Below are 15,663 nucleotides of genomic sequence, written 5' to 3' on the forward strand. Positions count from 1 at the left end.
GAAGCCCGTATGTCGCGCTTGGACATTGGGAAAACGGGGCCGTTGTTCCGTTTGAAGTAGACCCCGACGACCAGACGCTTCGCATCTTTACGACGGGCGATCTTGTGCAAATCGGGAGTGACGGCCTGCTGCGGATCATAGGCCGCAAAGGGCGCCAGATAAAGGTCAATGGGCGGCGCGTTGAGCCGGCCGAACTCGAACGGGTTCTGCGTGGCGCGCCGTCGGTGAAGGATGCCGTGGTTATCGTCACCCCGGCGAATGAACTGGTTGCATTCGCCGTACCGCACAGCGGAGCGGGAGCCAGTTTTTGCGACGAGCTGCGCCAACTTGCCAGGACAAAATTGCCGCCGGCGCTTTGCCCGTTGCGACTCCATGCAAGCGCCGAGATACCGCGACTGCCCAGCGGAAAGATCGATATGACAACGCTGGCTGCAATTGACCTTTCGGTTCGGGAAACCACGCCCCCACCGCAAATACCCCATGCGGGACATGAAGTTCCTGCTCATCAGATCGTACGGCGTGCCTGGACCAAGGTCCTCAAGACGCGGGTCGCCCTGGGCTGTTGGGACGAAGCGGGGGGAGATTCGCTGAAGCTGCTGCACTGCGTCATGGAAATCGAAAGCGCGATCGGGCAGGAGCTCGGATTGGAAGCCTTCACGGTTGGAATGAGCTTCGATGAGATGGTTGCAGCGGTCATTTCTGCTCAAGGAGGCGGCGAGCACGCGCCCGCTTGGAAACACGAGCCTCCGCTGCTTTTCCTTTTCCCCGGCTCGGTCGGCTATGGTCCGAGCCTTGCTTCGTTCGCATCGGCAATAAGCAAGGTCGCCAGGGTGTCTCCCATCAGATATCCGGCCCTGGGCATGATCCTGCAAGGTCAGAACACCGTCGCCGCAATGGTCGAAGCTGCAATCGATCATATCAACCGCGTGCAGCCGACCGGCTGTGTTCGCCTGCTTGGTCACTCGCTCGGAGGAGCGGTTGCTTTTGAGGTTGCCGCGCGTCTGCTTGATCAAGGGCGAGCGGTAGCGTTCACGGGCATTCTGGATACCAGCCTGGTTGGCGAACGCAGCAGGCGTTGGGAGACGATTACCCGGACATTTCACCGGATCCGAACCAATCGTATATCGGCTAGTCGAGTGGCATGCCGCGCGCTTGCCAAGGTCGCGGTCAAAATGCACTGCGAATCCCGGCTTGCCAGCTTCCTCGATCGCTATGCCGAGGGTCAGTTCAACCCGACGAGCTTCAGAACCAAACTGGAACTGCAGGAAGTTCTGCGCGCGCGCGCCTTCTTCCAGTGGCTCACAGAACCCAGGCCGATACTGCCGATCACCGGCACCTTGTTCCGTTGCGCGCGGCCCGGAATGCCGCTTGCACTTGGGTGGGATCGGGCATTCGTCCATCTGGACGTCATTCCGATCGCCGGCACTCACATCGACATGGTCGTGGAGCCCCATCTGACCATCAATCGCCCGCTCATCGAAAACGCTGTGACTGAGACCTACTCTTCAATCGAGTCACAGAAACGGGAGGCAGTGTCATCGACCTGATCGGGGAATTCAACAGCGATGTGCTGGCGCTCGATGCCCGGCTGGAGATCGATCGCATCGTCGAGACCTTGCGCGAACAGGTTCTCGGCACACAACGGCGCCGCGGAGTGGTTGTCGGGCTCTCCGGAGGCATCGACAGTTCGGTCGTCGCAACGGTCTGCGCACGCGCGTTCGGCAGGGACAAGGTACTGGGCCTGTTCATGCCGGAGCGCGATTCATCCGGCGACTCGTTGAGGCTTGGCCGCAGCGTCGCCGGGCAGCTTGGCATCGACACAATCCTTGAGGATATCCAGCCGGCGCTCGAGGGCATCGGCGCCTACGCCCGACAGATGGAGGCCATCCGAACTGCCGTCCCTGGATATGGCGAAGGCTGGAAATGCAAGCTGGTCATGGCATCGGTGCTGGAGAGCAGCGGCCTTAATATCACGCGCCTCACCGTCGAGGATCCGGACGGAAAGATCGACACCGTGCGTCTTTCGCCGGCGGCTTACCTGCAGATCGTCGCTGCAACCAACTACAAGCAGCGGGTTCGCAAGATGACTGAATACTATCATGCGGACCGCCTCAACTATGCAGTGGCAGGCACGCCAAACCGGCTCGAATATGACCAAGGCTTCTTCGTCAAGCAGGGCGACGGCGTCGCCGACGTGATGCCGATCGTCCATCTCTACAAGACCCAGGTTTATCAGCTGGCGGAATATCTCGGGATTGACGAGGAGGTCCGAATGAGGCCGCCGACCACGGACACGTTTTCCATGGCGCAAACCCAGGAGGAGTTCTACTTCGCCTTGCCCTATCAGCTGATGGATTTGTGCCTCTACGGCATGAATCACGGAATTTCGGCCGGCGTGGTTGCCGCCGCCGCCGGCCTGACGGCCGAGCAGGTCGAGAAGGTCTATAAGGATATCGTCAGCAAACGCCGCGCCGCCCGCTACCTTCACGCACGGCCGCAGCTGTCCGCTGCGATGGACAGGGATTGACCCATGTGCGGCATCGCCGGAATTGTGGCGCTGAACGCGGCTGCGGAGCCTCCTTCACGAGCCGCGCTTCTACGAATGGCAGCCGCGCTCTCCCATCGAGGCCCGGATGAGAGCGGCGTTTACCGCGACAGGCGGGCGGGGCTGGCGCATACCCGTCTGTCGGTCATCGATCTCTCGACCGGACAGCAGCCCCTCGCGGACACCGGCGATACCACCTGGATCGTGTTCAACGGCGAGATCTTCAACTACGTCGAGCTGCGTGAACAACTCATGGCGCTGGGGCATCGTTTCCGCACCCGCAGCGATACCGAGGTCATCGTGCACGCCTACCGCGCCTGGGGCGTGGCCGCATTCGAGAGGCTAAACGGGCAGTGGGCACTCGCCATCTGGGATTCGCTGACAGGCCGTCTCGTCCTGTCGCGCGACCGGTTCGGCATCTGCCCGCTGCATTTGTGCGAACATGCTGGCCGCCTTCACTTCGCCAGCGAAGTGAAGGCCATTTTCGCAGCCGACCCGGCGATACCGCGGGCCTTCGATCCGGCGGGGATAGACCAGACTTTCACGCTGTGGACGGTCGTACCGCCGCAAGGCGTATTTCAGGGAGTGAAGGAACTTACCCCCGGCCATGTACGCATCTACGACAATGGCAGCGTTCGTGAGCACGCTTTCTGGAAACCTTGTTATCCCGAGATCGCGGACCAGGCCCACGGCACCTTCACCGGCTCACTGGACGATGCGGTGGACGAAGTGCGTAGCGCCTTGCAGGCCGCGACGGCGCTTAGAATGGTCAAGGCGGATGTGCCGGTTGGCTGCTACCTTTCCGGCGGGCTCGACAGCTCACTTGTCGCCATGCTCGGGAGGCGCTTCGCCGGCGCGCCATTCCAGACCTTCTCGTTGCGTTTTGCTGACGCCGAATATGATGAAACCCGTTACCAGCGGCTGGTTGCAAGTGCGAGCGGCGGCGAGCACCACGAGGTGATGGTTTCGCGCGGTGATATTGCCGAGGTTTTCCCAGATGTGATCCGTCACGCCGAGCGTCCGATTCTCAGGACCGCGCCGGCGCCGTTGTTCCTTCTCTCGAGGCTGGTGCGCGAACATGGCATCAAGGTCGTCCTGACCGGCGAGGGCGCCGACGAGATGTTTGCCGGCTACGACCTGTTCCGTGAAGGCAAGGTCCGCCGTTTCTGGGGGCGGCAGCCCGCATCCGCCCGACGCGCGCGACTGCTGGAACGCCTCTACCCCTATCTGAGCCGGTCGCCGGTCAAGCAGCAGGCGATGGCGCGCCAGTTCTTTGGACACGATATCCATGCATTTGGCACGCCCGGCTTCGCGCATGACACCCGCTGGCGCACCACCAGCGCGATAAAACGGCTGTTCTCGGCCGACATGCATGCCGAAGCGGCGCGTCACGACGTGGTGGCAGACCTGCTTGGCCGCCTGCCCGAAGAGTTTCCACGATGGCGTCCTCTCGCGCAGGACCAGTATCTTGAGATCAGGACGCTGATGTCGGGCTACCTGCTCTCCTCGCAGGGTGACAGGATGCTGATGGCCCATTCTGTCGAGGGGCGCTTCCCGTTCCTGGACGACAGGCTCGTGGCCTTGGCGAATTCGCTTCCGCCCGACTACAAGCTGCGCATTCTGGATGAGAAACACGTGCTGAAGCGTGTGGCGAAATCGATCGTGCCCGCGGAAGTCGTGGCCCGCAAGAAGCAACCCTACCGGGCGCCCAACGCACTTTGCTTCACGGGCGATGGCGCACCCGCCTATGTCCGCGAAGCACTCTCCGAGACTGCCCTGCGCGCGGCGAATGTCTTTGATCCGAACTCGGTCGCGCGCCTGCTGGACAAATGCGCTGCCAAGACCGGCGATGGGGATCTGTCCAACTCGGACAACATGGCGATGGTCGGCGTGCTGTCGACGCAGCTCCTCCATCAGCAGTTTGTCGCAAGCCGCCCATCGAGCGCGCATGCGGTCGACCTCAGGATAGATGTCGATCACCTGCACAGGGAAGAGGTGCTGGTATGATGCATGGCGCCGTACCTCTGCTGGACGATTACCTCAGTCATTCGGCCGAGCGGCTCGGCGGCAAGGTAGCGCTGGTGTGCGGCGAGCACCGGCTCACCTATGACGAGCTTGAGACACGCTCCAGCGCGGTCGCCCGTCATCTCGTCACGTCCGGGGTCGCCCCCGGTGACCGCGTTATGATCTTCGCCGACAACACCGTCGAGACCGTGGTCAGCTTCTGGGCGGTTCTCAAGGCGAGCGCCGTTGTGTGCGTCGTCAATCCGCTCACCAAGAGCGACAAGCTGGGGTATTTGCTCAACGATTGCCTTCCGGCAGCATTGATCACCGACAAACATTTGCAGCCGGTCTTTGCTGAGCCGGCGCGTAACTGTCCGTCGCTGCGGCGGCTCATCGTCTCCGGTCAGGTGGACGACGCCGAGCTCCGGGGATTGCCGCATGCCGTGCGCTGGGATGAGGCGGCTGCCAGCCACGGCAAAGCGCCGGCCCGCCGCCGCATCGATATCGATCTCGCAGCCATCATCTACACGTCGGGCTCGACCGGCGAACCCAAAGGCGTGATGCTGACACACAGGAACATGATGACAGCCTGCACGTCTATCGCCTCGTACCTTGAGCTTGGCGAAGACGACGTGATCCTCAATGTCTTGCCCCTGGCCTTCGACTACGGCCTCTATCAGATGATAATGGCATTCCGTACCGGGGCGCGGTTGGTCCTCGAGCGCTCGTTTGCCTTCCCCGCACAGATACTTGCGATCATCGAAAGGGAGAGAGTTACAGGCTTTCCCGGCGTGCCGACCATCTTTGCCGCACTGTCGGATCTCAGGACGCTGAAGGCAAATGATTTTGCAAGCATAAGGTATGTCACGAACACGGCGGCAGCCCTGCCGCTTAAGCACATTCGCCTGCTCCAGGAACTGTTTGCCGCCGCCCGCATCTATTCGATGTACGGCCTGACCGAATGCAAACGCTGCACCTATCTTCCGCCGGACGATCTTGCCCGAAAACCGTTGAGCGTGGGGATCGCCATCCCGAACACCGAAATGTGGATTGTCGATGAGGATGACCGAAGGGTTGGTCCCAATGTCGTCGGTCAGTTGGTCATCCGCGGGGCAACGGTCATGAAGGGCTACTGGGGTAAGCCGGAGGCTACCGCGAAGAAGCTCAAGCCAGGTCCTTTGCCCGGCGAGCAGGTTCTGTACACCGGCGACTACTGCCGAATGGACGAGGAAGGCTACCTCTATTTTGTCGGCCGCAGCGATGAGATCATAAAATCGCGGGGAGAAAAGGTGGCGCCTAGGGAAGTCGAAAACGTGCTGATGGAAATCCCGGGAGTACGGGAAGCCGCGGTTGTCGGAGTACCTGACGACCTGCTGGGGCAAGCAGTGAAAGCGTTTGTCGTCATGGAGCAAGGAACGATCATGGGCGAAAAGCAGCTGCGGATGGAATGTCAAAAGCGATTGGAAAACTTCATGATTCCGAAGTCCATCCAAATTGTGTCCAGTCTGCCGATGACGGACACGGGCAAGCTCAAGAAAATGGCGCTGTCATAAAGCAATTTACGGAATTATTTGGATCGGAGGCCAATTCAATGCTGAGCACGAACAACAGAATTGACACCTACAGCGATCAAATCCGCGCCTTTCTGGCGTCAAACTTCTACGTAGCCGACCCGCGTGCGCTGGAAGTTGAAACGTCGTTGCTCGACCAGGGCATCATAGACTCGACTGGAGTGCTTGAAGTTATCGGATTCGTCGAGGAGACATTCGGCATCACTGTCGAGGACAGTGAACTTCTGCCGGAGAATTTCGATTCCATCCAGGGAATTGCACGTTACGTGGTCAGCAAGGAAAACTGATCGCCGGGCTACGGCTTGAGGGCGTCGTCCCAACCGGGCGCGCAAACCCATGGCGCGGCTCACGCTGACGCTTTGGCCCGTGCACAAACCACCCTGGCTTCACCGGCTTTGTTCGCAACCGTGCGAATGCTCTCATAGGCTTTGGAACGCTCAACCAAACTCATGACCTGCCGGTCTTGGCCAAGCCCGACCTCGAAAAGTAGCATGCCACCTTGCCGCAGATAGTGCTGCGCCTCCTTGATCACCCGCATATGAATGCTCAGGCCGTAAGGCCCGGCAGCGAACGCCTCACGGGGTTCAAGTTCCATCAGATGCGCGCGGTCGTTTTCGAGCCGCTTCTCCGAGATGTAAGGCGGGTTGCAGACGACCAGGTCGATCGTACCTTCGAGCTCCAGACCCGAGAAGGAATTGAAGAGGTCGCCCTGTAGCACCGAAATACGTCCGGCCAGGCCAAGATGGGCAACGTTCCGGCAGGTGGTTTCGACGCAGCTGTCGGTAAGATCGCTCGCCCAGACGCGCGCGGTGGGGACCTTGTATCCAATGGCGCAGGCGAGATTGCCCGCCCCGCAGCACATGTCCACGACACGCGGTACCGGCCTGTTAAGTTCACGAAGGACATTGAGGGCGGTGCTGCCGAGCAGTTCCGTCTCCGGGCGAGGGACGAGCACGCCGGGCGCGACAACCAACTTCAGCCCCATGAAGTCGGTGCGGCCGGTGCTGTAGGCGCTGGCGACATCTATTTCACCAATCACGGCAAACCCGCTTTCTTGATTTCCCCATGTTGATTTCTCAGGCGCCCGGTCTTCATGCCATGGGCGAGCCATCAGCAACGTCGTTCCCGGCTCGGTTCACGTCCGCGCAACTACTGGATCGCCGCGCTCTGCAGTTCGCTGCTGAACCTCACCTCGATGGTGTCTCCAGGCGCAACCTCGGTGTCCTGGTCGACCGGTCGACCTCTTGACGCGTCGCCGGCCCCGCCGGTTATTGTGATCCGCGCCTGAAAGGTTTCGCCGGCGACGGGCAGTGGAAGCGCGGACGCCCCTGATGGCTGAAGCTTCTGGCTGGCTGCGTGGAGCCTTGCAGTGGTCTCGGCGAGGCGAAGGTCGGTGTCCCTCAATTCGTTCAGAAGGCCGATCCTTCTTTGATTTTCATTGCGTTCCTGCTGCCTGACGGAGTCTTCCTGCTGGCGCCGCGTTCTCATCAGTTCGACCGAGGTCTCGAGCGCCCGGCTCGACGACATCAGCACGGCACGTCTGACGTCGGCGAGCCTGCTGTTGGTCAGGTTGCCCGATTCGAACGATTTGGTGACCCGCGCAAGATCGTCCTCATCCTGTTTCACCGCGGCCGCTTCCGTCTGCTCGCGCTTGAGCAGAACTTCGACCTGAGCCTCGGCATCCTTGGCGGTCTTGTCGAGATAGCTTTGCTCCTGCTGAAAATTGTTCAGCGAAATCTTGAGGCCCTCCGCTTCCGCCTGCGCGACCGCCGATATCAATGCATTCGACAGGGGCGAGCCTTGCGGCGGTTGCATGTCAAATTCTGCCTGGTTCTGAAGTTCGGCGCGGATGCGCGCGCCATGAAAGTAGTCTCTGATGTAGTCCCCCCAGATCGACTCGTAGTCGCGTCGCAGATCAACGGGATCAGGTCCGCTTTGGCTTGCCCGAGACCGCAGGAGACTAAAACCGCCGGCGACGGCAATTGCCTGTCGGACAGTCATGAGTGGCCGGTAAGTCTGCTGCCCTGGTGTCAGCACATCGCCAGTCACATAGATCGGACGGTACTCCGCGATCACGGCCGTGACGTCGCTCGGCTTGATGACGATCATTTGCTCCCGTCCATCAGGCAGGCGCTGATGGACTATCTTGGTTGGCAGCACCGCCTCCATGCGCGTCTGCAATTCTGCCGGCGTCAGCCCGCCAACCGGGATCATCCCGAACTCGGGCAGCGCGATCGAGCCATCCATTTGCACGATCGCGCGTTGCGTTCGCTCCGCTATGGAGGCTATTCCTATCTCCACCGTATCGCCGGGCGACAGCTTATAGGCCACCGGCGCTTCAGCCGCGGCTGCGATATCCAGGGCCAGGCAGCCGGCAAGGGCTGCAAAGAAAATTCGGCTAACGAAGGCCATCGATGGCAATCTCCCTTTAATTCAGGCCCGGCTGCTGCGGCCAATCGAGATGGGCGACGAATTCGTAGACCGGTCCACCAGGCACCCCCCAATTGCTCGACCAGATCACTTGCGACCCATCAGGGGACGGTGAGGCATGTGTCTCGCTCCAATAGTCGAACGGAGCGTTTCGCGTCTGCACGATGCGTCGGACCTCCTGACGACCGTCGACACGCAGCGCGATCACTTCACGCGTGTATGGCGCCCAGTCCGGGTGGCTCCGAACCTCATCGGGATTGCCCCCGTAACTTATAAATGCCCATTCGGGCCTGTCCAAAGCACGCAGCGACGTATGCTCGGCCTCACCGTACTTCGTGAGCGACGTGACCTTTCCATCGGACAGCCGACGCTTGATCACCTGATATTTGTCCGGAGCGGATTTGCTGGTTCCGACGTAAATTTCGCTGCCATCCGCATCGAGAGTCAAATCGCCATGGCCGGGCCGATGATGATCCTTCCACGTTTGGCGCAGGGTGCCGTCGACTGCGAAAATGGCTCGCTGTTCGGTGCCGTCGACCAGATTTTGGAAACACAGGATGTTCTCTCCGAGCGGAGAAATGGTGCAGGAACTGGTCGTTCCGGCAACCTGGGCGAGATCGATGTCCGGGTATTTCAGACGCCGGTCGATGTCGTATGCGAAAACGACAGCAGCTCCATCATTGCGGGTCGCGCGTACGGCAATGCGGTTGCCGTCACGACTAGGATTTCCCTTGGACGGGCCGAATTCGAGATCCCGATATTTCGTTGCGGAATACACTATGTCCTCACGATTGGTGCGGGGCGCCCAGATCGAAATCTTTTGACCATCGACACAGATCATCATCTCCGCGTTTCGAGGGCGCCATTCGCACTCACCCGACTTGTTGCGATGAAACAAAGGGAGGTAGGTTTTCCCGTCGAGGAAACACATGCCGTTGCAGCCGTTCATGAGGACGAGGAGGCTCTGATCCGCATTCCAGGCTTGCGCGCTCGAGTAGCGATGACTGCAGTATATTTTGCCGCAGACAATTCCGCTGCCAAGCGCTCCGGGCTGAGTGATCCGAGTAAAGCGGATCCCTGTCGCCGGATCAGTTGCAGGTTTCAGATAAGCGGGCAGATCCATTGCCGGCTCCGTGCCTGCCGCACCGCTCGGCCGGTTTACGGCTGTGTGCAGCGCCAGCAGCGCGGCCATCAACAGCAAAGCTGGTATGAGCCGCGGAAAGGTCATGTCATGTAGCTCATTTCGCGTCGGACGCGGCCTTCGCTGAGGCGCGAGCGCCACCACTCGATGGTCTTTTCCAGACCATCACGCAAGCTCGTATGTGCCCGCCATCCGACTTTACTTTCAAGGTTCGAGGAATCGGCGAGCAACGCGCGAACCTCGGAGTTTTGCGGCCGCATCCGGCTTTCATCTCGACGAACTGGTTTCCTGGTGCCACTCAACTCGAGCACCAACTCCAAAACGTCCGAGACACTGACGGCGCGCTGGCTGCCTGCATTGTAGGCATGGCCAAATTCAAGCTCGGCCGCCCCTGCCGCCACAAATGCCGCCGCAGTGTCCTCCACAAAGGTAAGGTCGCGGATAGGGCTGGTGTCGCCGACCATGATCGCCGGACAGTTCTCGTCCAGAGCCTGCCTTATGATGGTCGGCACGATGGCCCGCTCGCTCTGGCGCGGCCCGTATGTATTGAACGGTCGCAGGATGACCACCGGCACATCGAAGGACCTGGCATAGGACGCCGCCATCATGTCTGCGCCGATCTTGGACGCAGAGTAGGGGGACTGTCCCTGCAGTGGGTGGGATTCGTCGATCGGCATGGTCAGAGCGGTGCCATAAACCTCGCTCGTGGACGTATGCACAATGCGTTCGGTTTCCCAGTGGCGTGCCGCTTCGAGGACATTCACGGTGCCCAGCACATTGGTTTCCACATAGGATTGGGCAGCCGCGTAGGAGTAGGGAATCGCAATCAGCGCAGCCAGATGAAACACCGCCGCCTGGCCGCGCACGATCCGGTTGATGAACGCGCTGTCACGAACATCCCCACGAATGCATTGCAACTGGCTTCGAACGTGGTCGGGTAAATCGTCCAGCCAGCCATGGCTGTCGAACGAGTTGTATAGGGCCAGTGCCGTGACATCGGCGCCTTCGTGCACCAGCGCTTCCGTGAGGTGGGATCCGATAAATCCATCCGCACCCGTGACCAGGACCTTCCTGCCGCGATAGCTCACGACTGTGCACTCCTTTGATCGTGTGAGCTGTCAAACTGGCGAACGAACAACAATCCATTCATGCCAAACTCTCCTCACCTTCCAACTCTACCCACTCGCCGCGGGAGGCAGGGACACGCCGAAAACCGCCCTGAAGCCTCGCATTATCCAGACGAGGTCCGATGCAATCGTGCGCCGCGGATAGTAGGCGAGGTCGATCGTTGCCTTGGCCGGGAACAGGACCTCTCGATAAAACAGGAGCGGATCAAGGGTGGGCGGGTAAAAACAGGCTTCGTGACGGAATAGAACCTGGGTCGGGCCGAGCAGGCCGGGCTTCCACTGCAGGACGGCTTCATTGCCGCCGCGGAAACAATCGGCGAAGGCAAGGCTTTCCGGCCGCGGGCCGACAATTGCCATGTCTCCCGTAAAAACGTTCCACAGTTGCGGCAACTCATCAAGTTTCGTTGCCGCGAGAAAACGGCCTATCCGCGTCATCCGGCTGTCATCGTTCATGGTCAGCGCAAGGCCGAAAGGATCGGCTGTTGTCTTGAATTTGCGGAACTTGTACATGCGAAACGGTTTTGCGCCGGCACCCAGGCGCGTCTGTGCGAAAAGCACGGGCCAACCACCCTCGACAAAGAGTGCGACAGCAATCAGTAGCATCAGCGGAGCGAGTGCCATTCCCGCTGCTGCGGCGAGGATGATATCCATCGCGCGCCTGGCAATTCCGTGGCTGGTGCCAGCTACGGCGGGCCGATGCATCGTCACGTCGAGTGCGTTCATGCCGCGGCTCCCGCGCGCCCGCTGCTTTCAATCGCGGTGGCCAACGCAACAACCACCGACTCGATCGCACTTGCCGTAATTTGCGGATGTAGTGGAATCGTCAACTCCCGCTGCGCGAAATCCTCGGTCTTCGGCAGATGGATTTCAGTGAACATTTGGCGATAGAGCGTCATCTGGTGCACGGGCGTATAGTGGATTGTGGTCTGTATTCCCTTCGTTCGCAGATGGTCGATCACCGTTTGCCGGTCGACGTCATGTGGCAGGAGGACAGGCATGATGTGATAGGCCGAGGTCCGCGGTTTGCAGAACGGAACTGTCACAGCCGAGCAATAGTCTGCGATCAGACGTCGATAGAGGACGACCAATATGCGCCGGATTTCATTCCATTCCTGCAGGTTCTGAAGCTGGACCAAGCCAATAGCGGCGCGCAATTCATCCATGCGATAATTGAAACCGAGCATCGTCACATCGTATTGCGGCGTGCGGCTGTTCAGCCGCTGATGTGTGCCGCTGGTCATCCCATGTCCGCGAGCCTGGCGGATCGCTTCACGGAGCTGTGCATCCCGGGCGATTACGGCCCCACCTTCCGCGGTGGTCATGTTCTTGTTGCCGTAGAAGCTAAAGGCCGCGGCCGCACCGTAAGTCCCCACCTCCTTAAGGCCGGGAGCATGCGCGGCATCCTCGACGATATGCAGTCCTCGCACACGGGCAAATCTCTGCCATTCTTCCCGGTCGGCGAGGTAGCCGGCAAAGTGGACGAGAATGACGGCCTTGGTGCGTCCGGTGCACTTGGCTTCCGCGTCGCTTAGGGACATCAGTGGCACTTCGGCCGACTCTATGTCGACGAATACCGGTGTTGCTCCTACGTAGAGCACTGCATTCGCGGTCGCCACGAAGGTCAGCGAGGGAACCAGAACTTCGTCTCCGGGACCGATCCCAAGTGCATGGAGAATGAGATGCAGGGCGGCGGTGCAAGAGCTGACGGCAACGCAATCGACCGCATCATGCACGGCCGCGAAGGCCTCTTCAAAGGCTCGTACCTGGTCCCCCATCGTCAGCCACCCACTGTCGACAACTTTGGCCAAGGCCGCCTTTTCCGGAAAGCCAAGAATAGGAGCGCTGACCAAGAGCATTACGACCTCCTCATGTTGGCGTGGTCGAGCGTTCAGCCCTCAAGCGGCCGCTGCCGAGACCTCGATCGATGCGGACTGCTCTTCCCAGGCAATGGTTTGTGCGTTTTGAAAATCTTCAACGCGTCCGATATCCAGCCAAAGCCCGTCATGTTTGTAGACGTGCACATTCGTGCCGTTTTGCATCATCTGCAGCATGAGATCGTCGAATCCGAAGGCGATGCCGTCAGGTATAAAACGAAAAACGTCTGGATTCATGCAATATATTCCCATGCTTACCAGATGGGATAGCGTCGGTTTTTCACGAAATACTTGAACGGTATTGTCGACCTCGTCGATGACGCCGAAGTCCATCTTGATGACGCGGGATGCGGTGGCTATGGTGACTGGATCCGTGTGTGTGCGGTGTGATGCCACAAACCGGCTGAGACTGAGATCGGTAAGTACGTCCCCATTGAGAACAATGAACGGCTCGTCCAGTTCCTCCCTGATCAGGGAGAGTGGGCCAATGGTGCCGAGAGGTTCCAGTTCCTGGGTGTAGCGTATCCTTAGATTCCACTGGGATCCGTCCCCGCATACGGTGCGGATCAAGTGCCCCAGATAGCCGGTCGTGACGTAGACTTCCTGAATGCCGTTCCGCCGCAGCCACTTCAAAAGCAATTCAAGAACCGGTCGAGCACCGATCGGCATGAGAGGCTTGGGCAATATGGATGTGAAAGGCCGAAGGCGTGTTCCCATTCCACCGCACTGAATGACCGCTTTCATCTCGTCCTCCTATTGATACGACTGTCGCGGTGTGATGGGTCCAACCCACCCGGCCGGAAGGCACGCCAGTGTTGGTTTTGCCTCTCCGGAGTGCAGCGATGGTAAGTGGCGCTTGAGAAGGCGTCGTCGTGCATTTGAATGGCACTTTCCCGGCCTTTTGATTCAATATTCCAGTTGGCAGCGCATGGGCGCGGCAGGGCGATCAGAGCTGGGAACTGTTCACATGTCCGGCGCCGGCAACGACCTTCTCGGAAGGGCATCGCTACCGTTCGTACGAAAAAAACACTTCAACATCTGGCCCTGAAATGTGTGCGATTGTAAGCTATATTAGAAGGTTGAAATGTGCCGATGGGCGGCGGCGAGCGTCGACATACGGGGGATCAGCGGGCGGCTGATCTGTGTTGGGTCACCGCACAGTCCATCCAAAGGGAGGTTTCGGCAGCTAGGGACACATGCGGGCTGCCAAAAGGTGGGTGGTTCATGTATCGTATTATCATCGCCGATGATCACGGCTTGTATCGTCGTGGGCTGCGACTGGCTTTGATGGCCGGCATTCCAGACTTGGAAATATTCGAAGCGGCGTGTTTTGATACCGTCATAAGCCTGCTTGAAGATCAGGCGCCTGTTGATCTCGCCATCATCGACCTGAACATGCCGGGACTGTCCGGTCAGGACGACCTTCGCGACGTCTTACCGGCTCATCCCGACACACGGTTTGCAATTGTCTCAGGGACCGATTCACGCGCCGAGATTCTAACTGCCCTCTCGATTGGACTTCATGGCTATATCGTAAAGTCCCAAACGGACGAGGAGGTGGTCCTGGCGGTGAACGAAATCCTGGCTGGCCGCATTTACGTTCCGGCACTTCTTTCACAAAGGTCCAAGGAGTCGGTGCGCCTTCCATCCGAGGCTCCCACGCAAATGCCCCACAGGACCATCAGCGTCAACAATCTGGGCAGGCTTACGTCCAGACAGAAGGAAGTCCTCAGGTTGATGGCTGAAGGTTACTCGAACAAAGAGATTGCCCGCTCTCTTGAAATTGCAGAAGCGACGACGAAGATTCATGCGGCTGCCGTCCTGCGCGAACTTGGGGCACGAAACCGGACGGAAGCCGCGGTTTTGCTGAAGACATGGGCCGCCAGGGACATCAACTAGCGCCGATTGCTTTTGGCGGCAGCCGGACCGAATATTTCAGTCCGTGATCCAGCATCTCAAGCTTGGAAGAGTGGCCCACGATAGGCTCACCGCCGGCTCCGATAATCAACGACCCAAAACCACGCCGAGCCGAGGTGGAGACCCGGCGCTCTCCCGATTCCGACCATTCAAACACTATGTCGGCGCCGGGCTCCTGGGCCACGAATTGCCACACGACCTTGATCCGTCCTGCCGGAGTGCCGAGAGCCCCATGCTTCACGGAATTGGTCGTAAGCTCGTGAACGATCATTGCGAAGCTCTCAGCCGAACCCTCAGCCATTTTTATTTCGGGTCCACTGATCGAAATGTCATGCGTCCCCATATAGGGCTGCAATTCCTGAACGATGAGGTCACGCAGGGAAGCCGACAGGCTGCCATCGCGTGAAAGAAGCAGATGCGTCGCCTGGAGTGCGCCGATCTTTTCGATCAGTGTCTGCTTATAGCTGGCGATATCATTGTCGGGGGCACCAACCATATTCACAAGCGCCGTGATCACCGGAAACAGATTGTTGAGCCTATGGCGCTGTTCAAGCATGGCCCGCTCTCGCTTCTTCGCCGCAGCCCGCAGCAGAATGGTTATGCGCCGATCGGTGAGATCCGCGGCGACTCCTATTCGCTGTGCACGACCGTCGCGCAATTCGTCCCGTCCCCGAAGAGCAATCCAGCGGATATGTCCGCCAGTTCGCCTGATGCGGATCTCAGCGTCATAGTCGGCGCCTGATGCAAGCTCTCCCGGGGCCATCAGATTAGGCAAGTCGGCCGGGTGAACGACCGCAGTCAATTCCTGCAATGGACGGCTCGGCGCGGGTGCCAGCCCCATCATTTCCCAGAACGCGGCTGAGCCCTTCACGGACCCGCTCTCGAAATCTATGCGCCATGTTCCCAACCGGCTTGACGATAGCGCCAGGTCCAACCATTCCTTCTGAGCCCGGAGTGCCTCGCGGGCGGTTCGCTCTCCCGATATGTCGTCCACCACTACAAAAATGCTTTGAGGGAGAGCATCGGCTGGCACGGCCAAAGACAGGGCCAATCT

The 15,663-nt window shown here is 59.7% G+C and carries 14 protein-coding genes; 6 read left to right on the forward strand and 8 right to left on the reverse strand.

Going from position 1 to position 15,663, the window contains the following annotated elements; translation table 11 throughout:
• The 5 genes from EN932_RS13070 to EN932_RS13090 form a co-directional block, all read left to right on the forward strand.
• The coding region (locus EN932_RS13070; RefSeq protein WP_245483277.1) for a thioesterase domain-containing protein at positions 1–1,547 on the forward strand (1,547 nt) is incomplete at its 5' end.
• Entirely contained in the window at positions 1,544–2,527 is a 984-nt protein-coding gene (gene nadE / locus EN932_RS13075) for an NAD(+) synthase (RefSeq protein WP_281040637.1), read from the forward strand. The genes EN932_RS13070 and nadE, both read left to right, overlap by 4 nt.
• A 3-nt stretch (positions 2,528–2,530) precedes the next feature.
• Positions 2,531–4,552 (forward strand): asparagine synthase (glutamine-hydrolyzing), encoded by a 2,022-nt coding sequence (gene asnB, locus EN932_RS13080; RefSeq protein WP_127367928.1) that lies wholly within the window; start codon positions 2,531–2,533, stop codon positions 4,550–4,552.
• A complete protein-coding gene (locus EN932_RS13085; RefSeq protein ID WP_164753422.1) occupies positions 4,549–6,102 on the forward strand; it encodes an AMP-binding protein in 1,554 nt (517 codons plus the stop codon). Before asnB ends, EN932_RS13085 begins: the two co-directional genes overlap by 4 nt.
• A gap of 38 nt (positions 6,103–6,140) precedes the next feature.
• Positions 6,141–6,407, forward strand: coding sequence for an acyl carrier protein (locus tag EN932_RS13090; RefSeq protein WP_013533122.1), 267 nt, complete (start codon positions 6,141–6,143; stop codon positions 6,405–6,407).
• Positions 6,408–6,466: 59 nt separating this feature from the next.
• Here the strand turns inward: EN932_RS13090 and EN932_RS13095 are convergent, their stop codons facing one another.
• The 7 genes from EN932_RS13095 to EN932_RS13125 form a co-directional block, all read right to left on the reverse strand.
• Entirely contained in the window at positions 6,467–7,159 is a 693-nt protein-coding gene (locus tag EN932_RS13095) for a class I SAM-dependent methyltransferase (protein ID WP_164753432.1), read from the reverse strand.
• 110 nt (positions 7,160–7,269) lie between these two features.
• Positions 7,270–8,532, reverse strand: coding sequence for a polysaccharide biosynthesis/export family protein (locus tag EN932_RS13100; protein WP_063167489.1), 1,263 nt, complete (start codon positions 8,530–8,532; stop codon positions 7,270–7,272).
• A gap of 16 nt (positions 8,533–8,548) precedes the next feature.
• The gene (locus EN932_RS13105) at positions 8,549–9,778 is read right to left on the reverse strand and encodes a hypothetical protein (protein WP_127367929.1); all 1,230 of its coding nucleotides are present in this window, start codon (positions 9,776–9,778) and stop codon (positions 8,549–8,551) included.
• Positions 9,775–10,779, reverse strand: coding sequence for an SDR family NAD(P)-dependent oxidoreductase (locus tag EN932_RS13110; protein ID WP_064994999.1), 1,005 nt, complete (start codon positions 10,777–10,779; stop codon positions 9,775–9,777). The genes EN932_RS13105 and EN932_RS13110 overlap by 4 nt, the downstream gene beginning before the upstream one ends.
• An 87-nt stretch (positions 10,780–10,866) precedes the next feature.
• Positions 10,867–11,541 carry a sugar transferase gene (locus tag EN932_RS13115; RefSeq protein ID WP_127367930.1) on the reverse strand — a complete coding sequence of 225 codons (675 nt, stop codon included), beginning with the start codon at positions 11,539–11,541 and terminating at the stop codon, positions 10,867–10,869.
• Positions 11,538–12,674, reverse strand: a complete 1,137-nt coding sequence (locus tag EN932_RS13120) for a DegT/DnrJ/EryC1/StrS aminotransferase family protein (RefSeq protein ID WP_013533116.1) — start codon at positions 12,672–12,674, stop codon at positions 11,538–11,540. Before EN932_RS13120 ends, EN932_RS13115 begins: the two co-directional genes overlap by 4 nt.
• Before the next feature lie 39 nt (positions 12,675–12,713).
• Positions 12,714–13,436 carry a sugar phosphate nucleotidyltransferase gene (locus EN932_RS13125; protein ID WP_013533115.1) on the reverse strand — a complete coding sequence of 241 codons (723 nt, stop codon included), beginning with the start codon at positions 13,434–13,436 and terminating at the stop codon, positions 12,714–12,716.
• A gap of 480 nt (positions 13,437–13,916) precedes the next feature.
• On the opposite strand from EN932_RS13125, the gene EN932_RS13130 reads away from it, so the two are divergent.
• Positions 13,917–14,591, forward strand: coding sequence for a response regulator transcription factor (locus EN932_RS13130; RefSeq protein WP_013533114.1), 675 nt, complete (start codon positions 13,917–13,919; stop codon positions 14,589–14,591).
• Here the strand turns inward: EN932_RS13130 and EN932_RS13135 are convergent.
• Positions 14,584–15,663, reverse strand: a 1,080-nt coding sequence (locus EN932_RS13135) for a sensor histidine kinase (protein ID WP_164890476.1), incomplete at its 5' end; no start/stop codon positions are given. The genes EN932_RS13130 and EN932_RS13135 overlap by 8 nt on opposite strands.

It is taken from the genome of Mesorhizobium sp. M7A.F.Ca.US.002.01.1.1 (assembly GCF_004022955.1).
In the GTDB taxonomy this organism is placed as follows: Bacteria; Pseudomonadota; Alphaproteobacteria; order Rhizobiales; family Rhizobiaceae; genus Mesorhizobium; species Mesorhizobium ciceri.

Bases quoted from the DNA above. Each gene is read 5' to 3' on its own strand.
- EN932_RS13085 (WP_164753422.1), top strand. From the start codon at position 4,549: ATGATGCATGGCGCCGTACCTCTGCTGGACGATTACCTCAGTCATTCG.
- EN932_RS13105 (WP_127367929.1), bottom strand. From the start codon at position 9,778: ATGACCTTTCCGCGGCTCATACCAGCTTTGCTGTTGATGGCCGCGCTG.
- EN932_RS13120 (WP_013533116.1), bottom strand. From the start codon at position 12,674: ATGCTCTTGGTCAGCGCTCCTATTCTTGGCTTTCCGGAAAAGGCGGCC.
- EN932_RS13090 (WP_013533122.1), top strand. From the start codon at position 6,141: ATGCTGAGCACGAACAACAGAATTGACACCTACAGCGATCAAATCCGC.
- EN932_RS13100 (WP_063167489.1), bottom strand. From the start codon at position 8,532: ATGGCCTTCGTTAGCCGAATTTTCTTTGCAGCCCTTGCCGGCTGCCTG.
- asnB (WP_127367928.1), top strand. From the start codon at position 2,531: ATGTGCGGCATCGCCGGAATTGTGGCGCTGAACGCGGCTGCGGAGCCT.
- EN932_RS13125 (WP_013533115.1), bottom strand. From the start codon at position 13,436: ATGAAAGCGGTCATTCAGTGCGGTGGAATGGGAACACGCCTTCGGCCT.
- EN932_RS13130 (WP_013533114.1), top strand. From the start codon at position 13,917: ATGTATCGTATTATCATCGCCGATGATCACGGCTTGTATCGTCGTGGG.
- EN932_RS13115 (WP_127367930.1), bottom strand. From the start codon at position 11,541: ATGAACGCACTCGACGTGACGATGCATCGGCCCGCCGTAGCTGGCACC.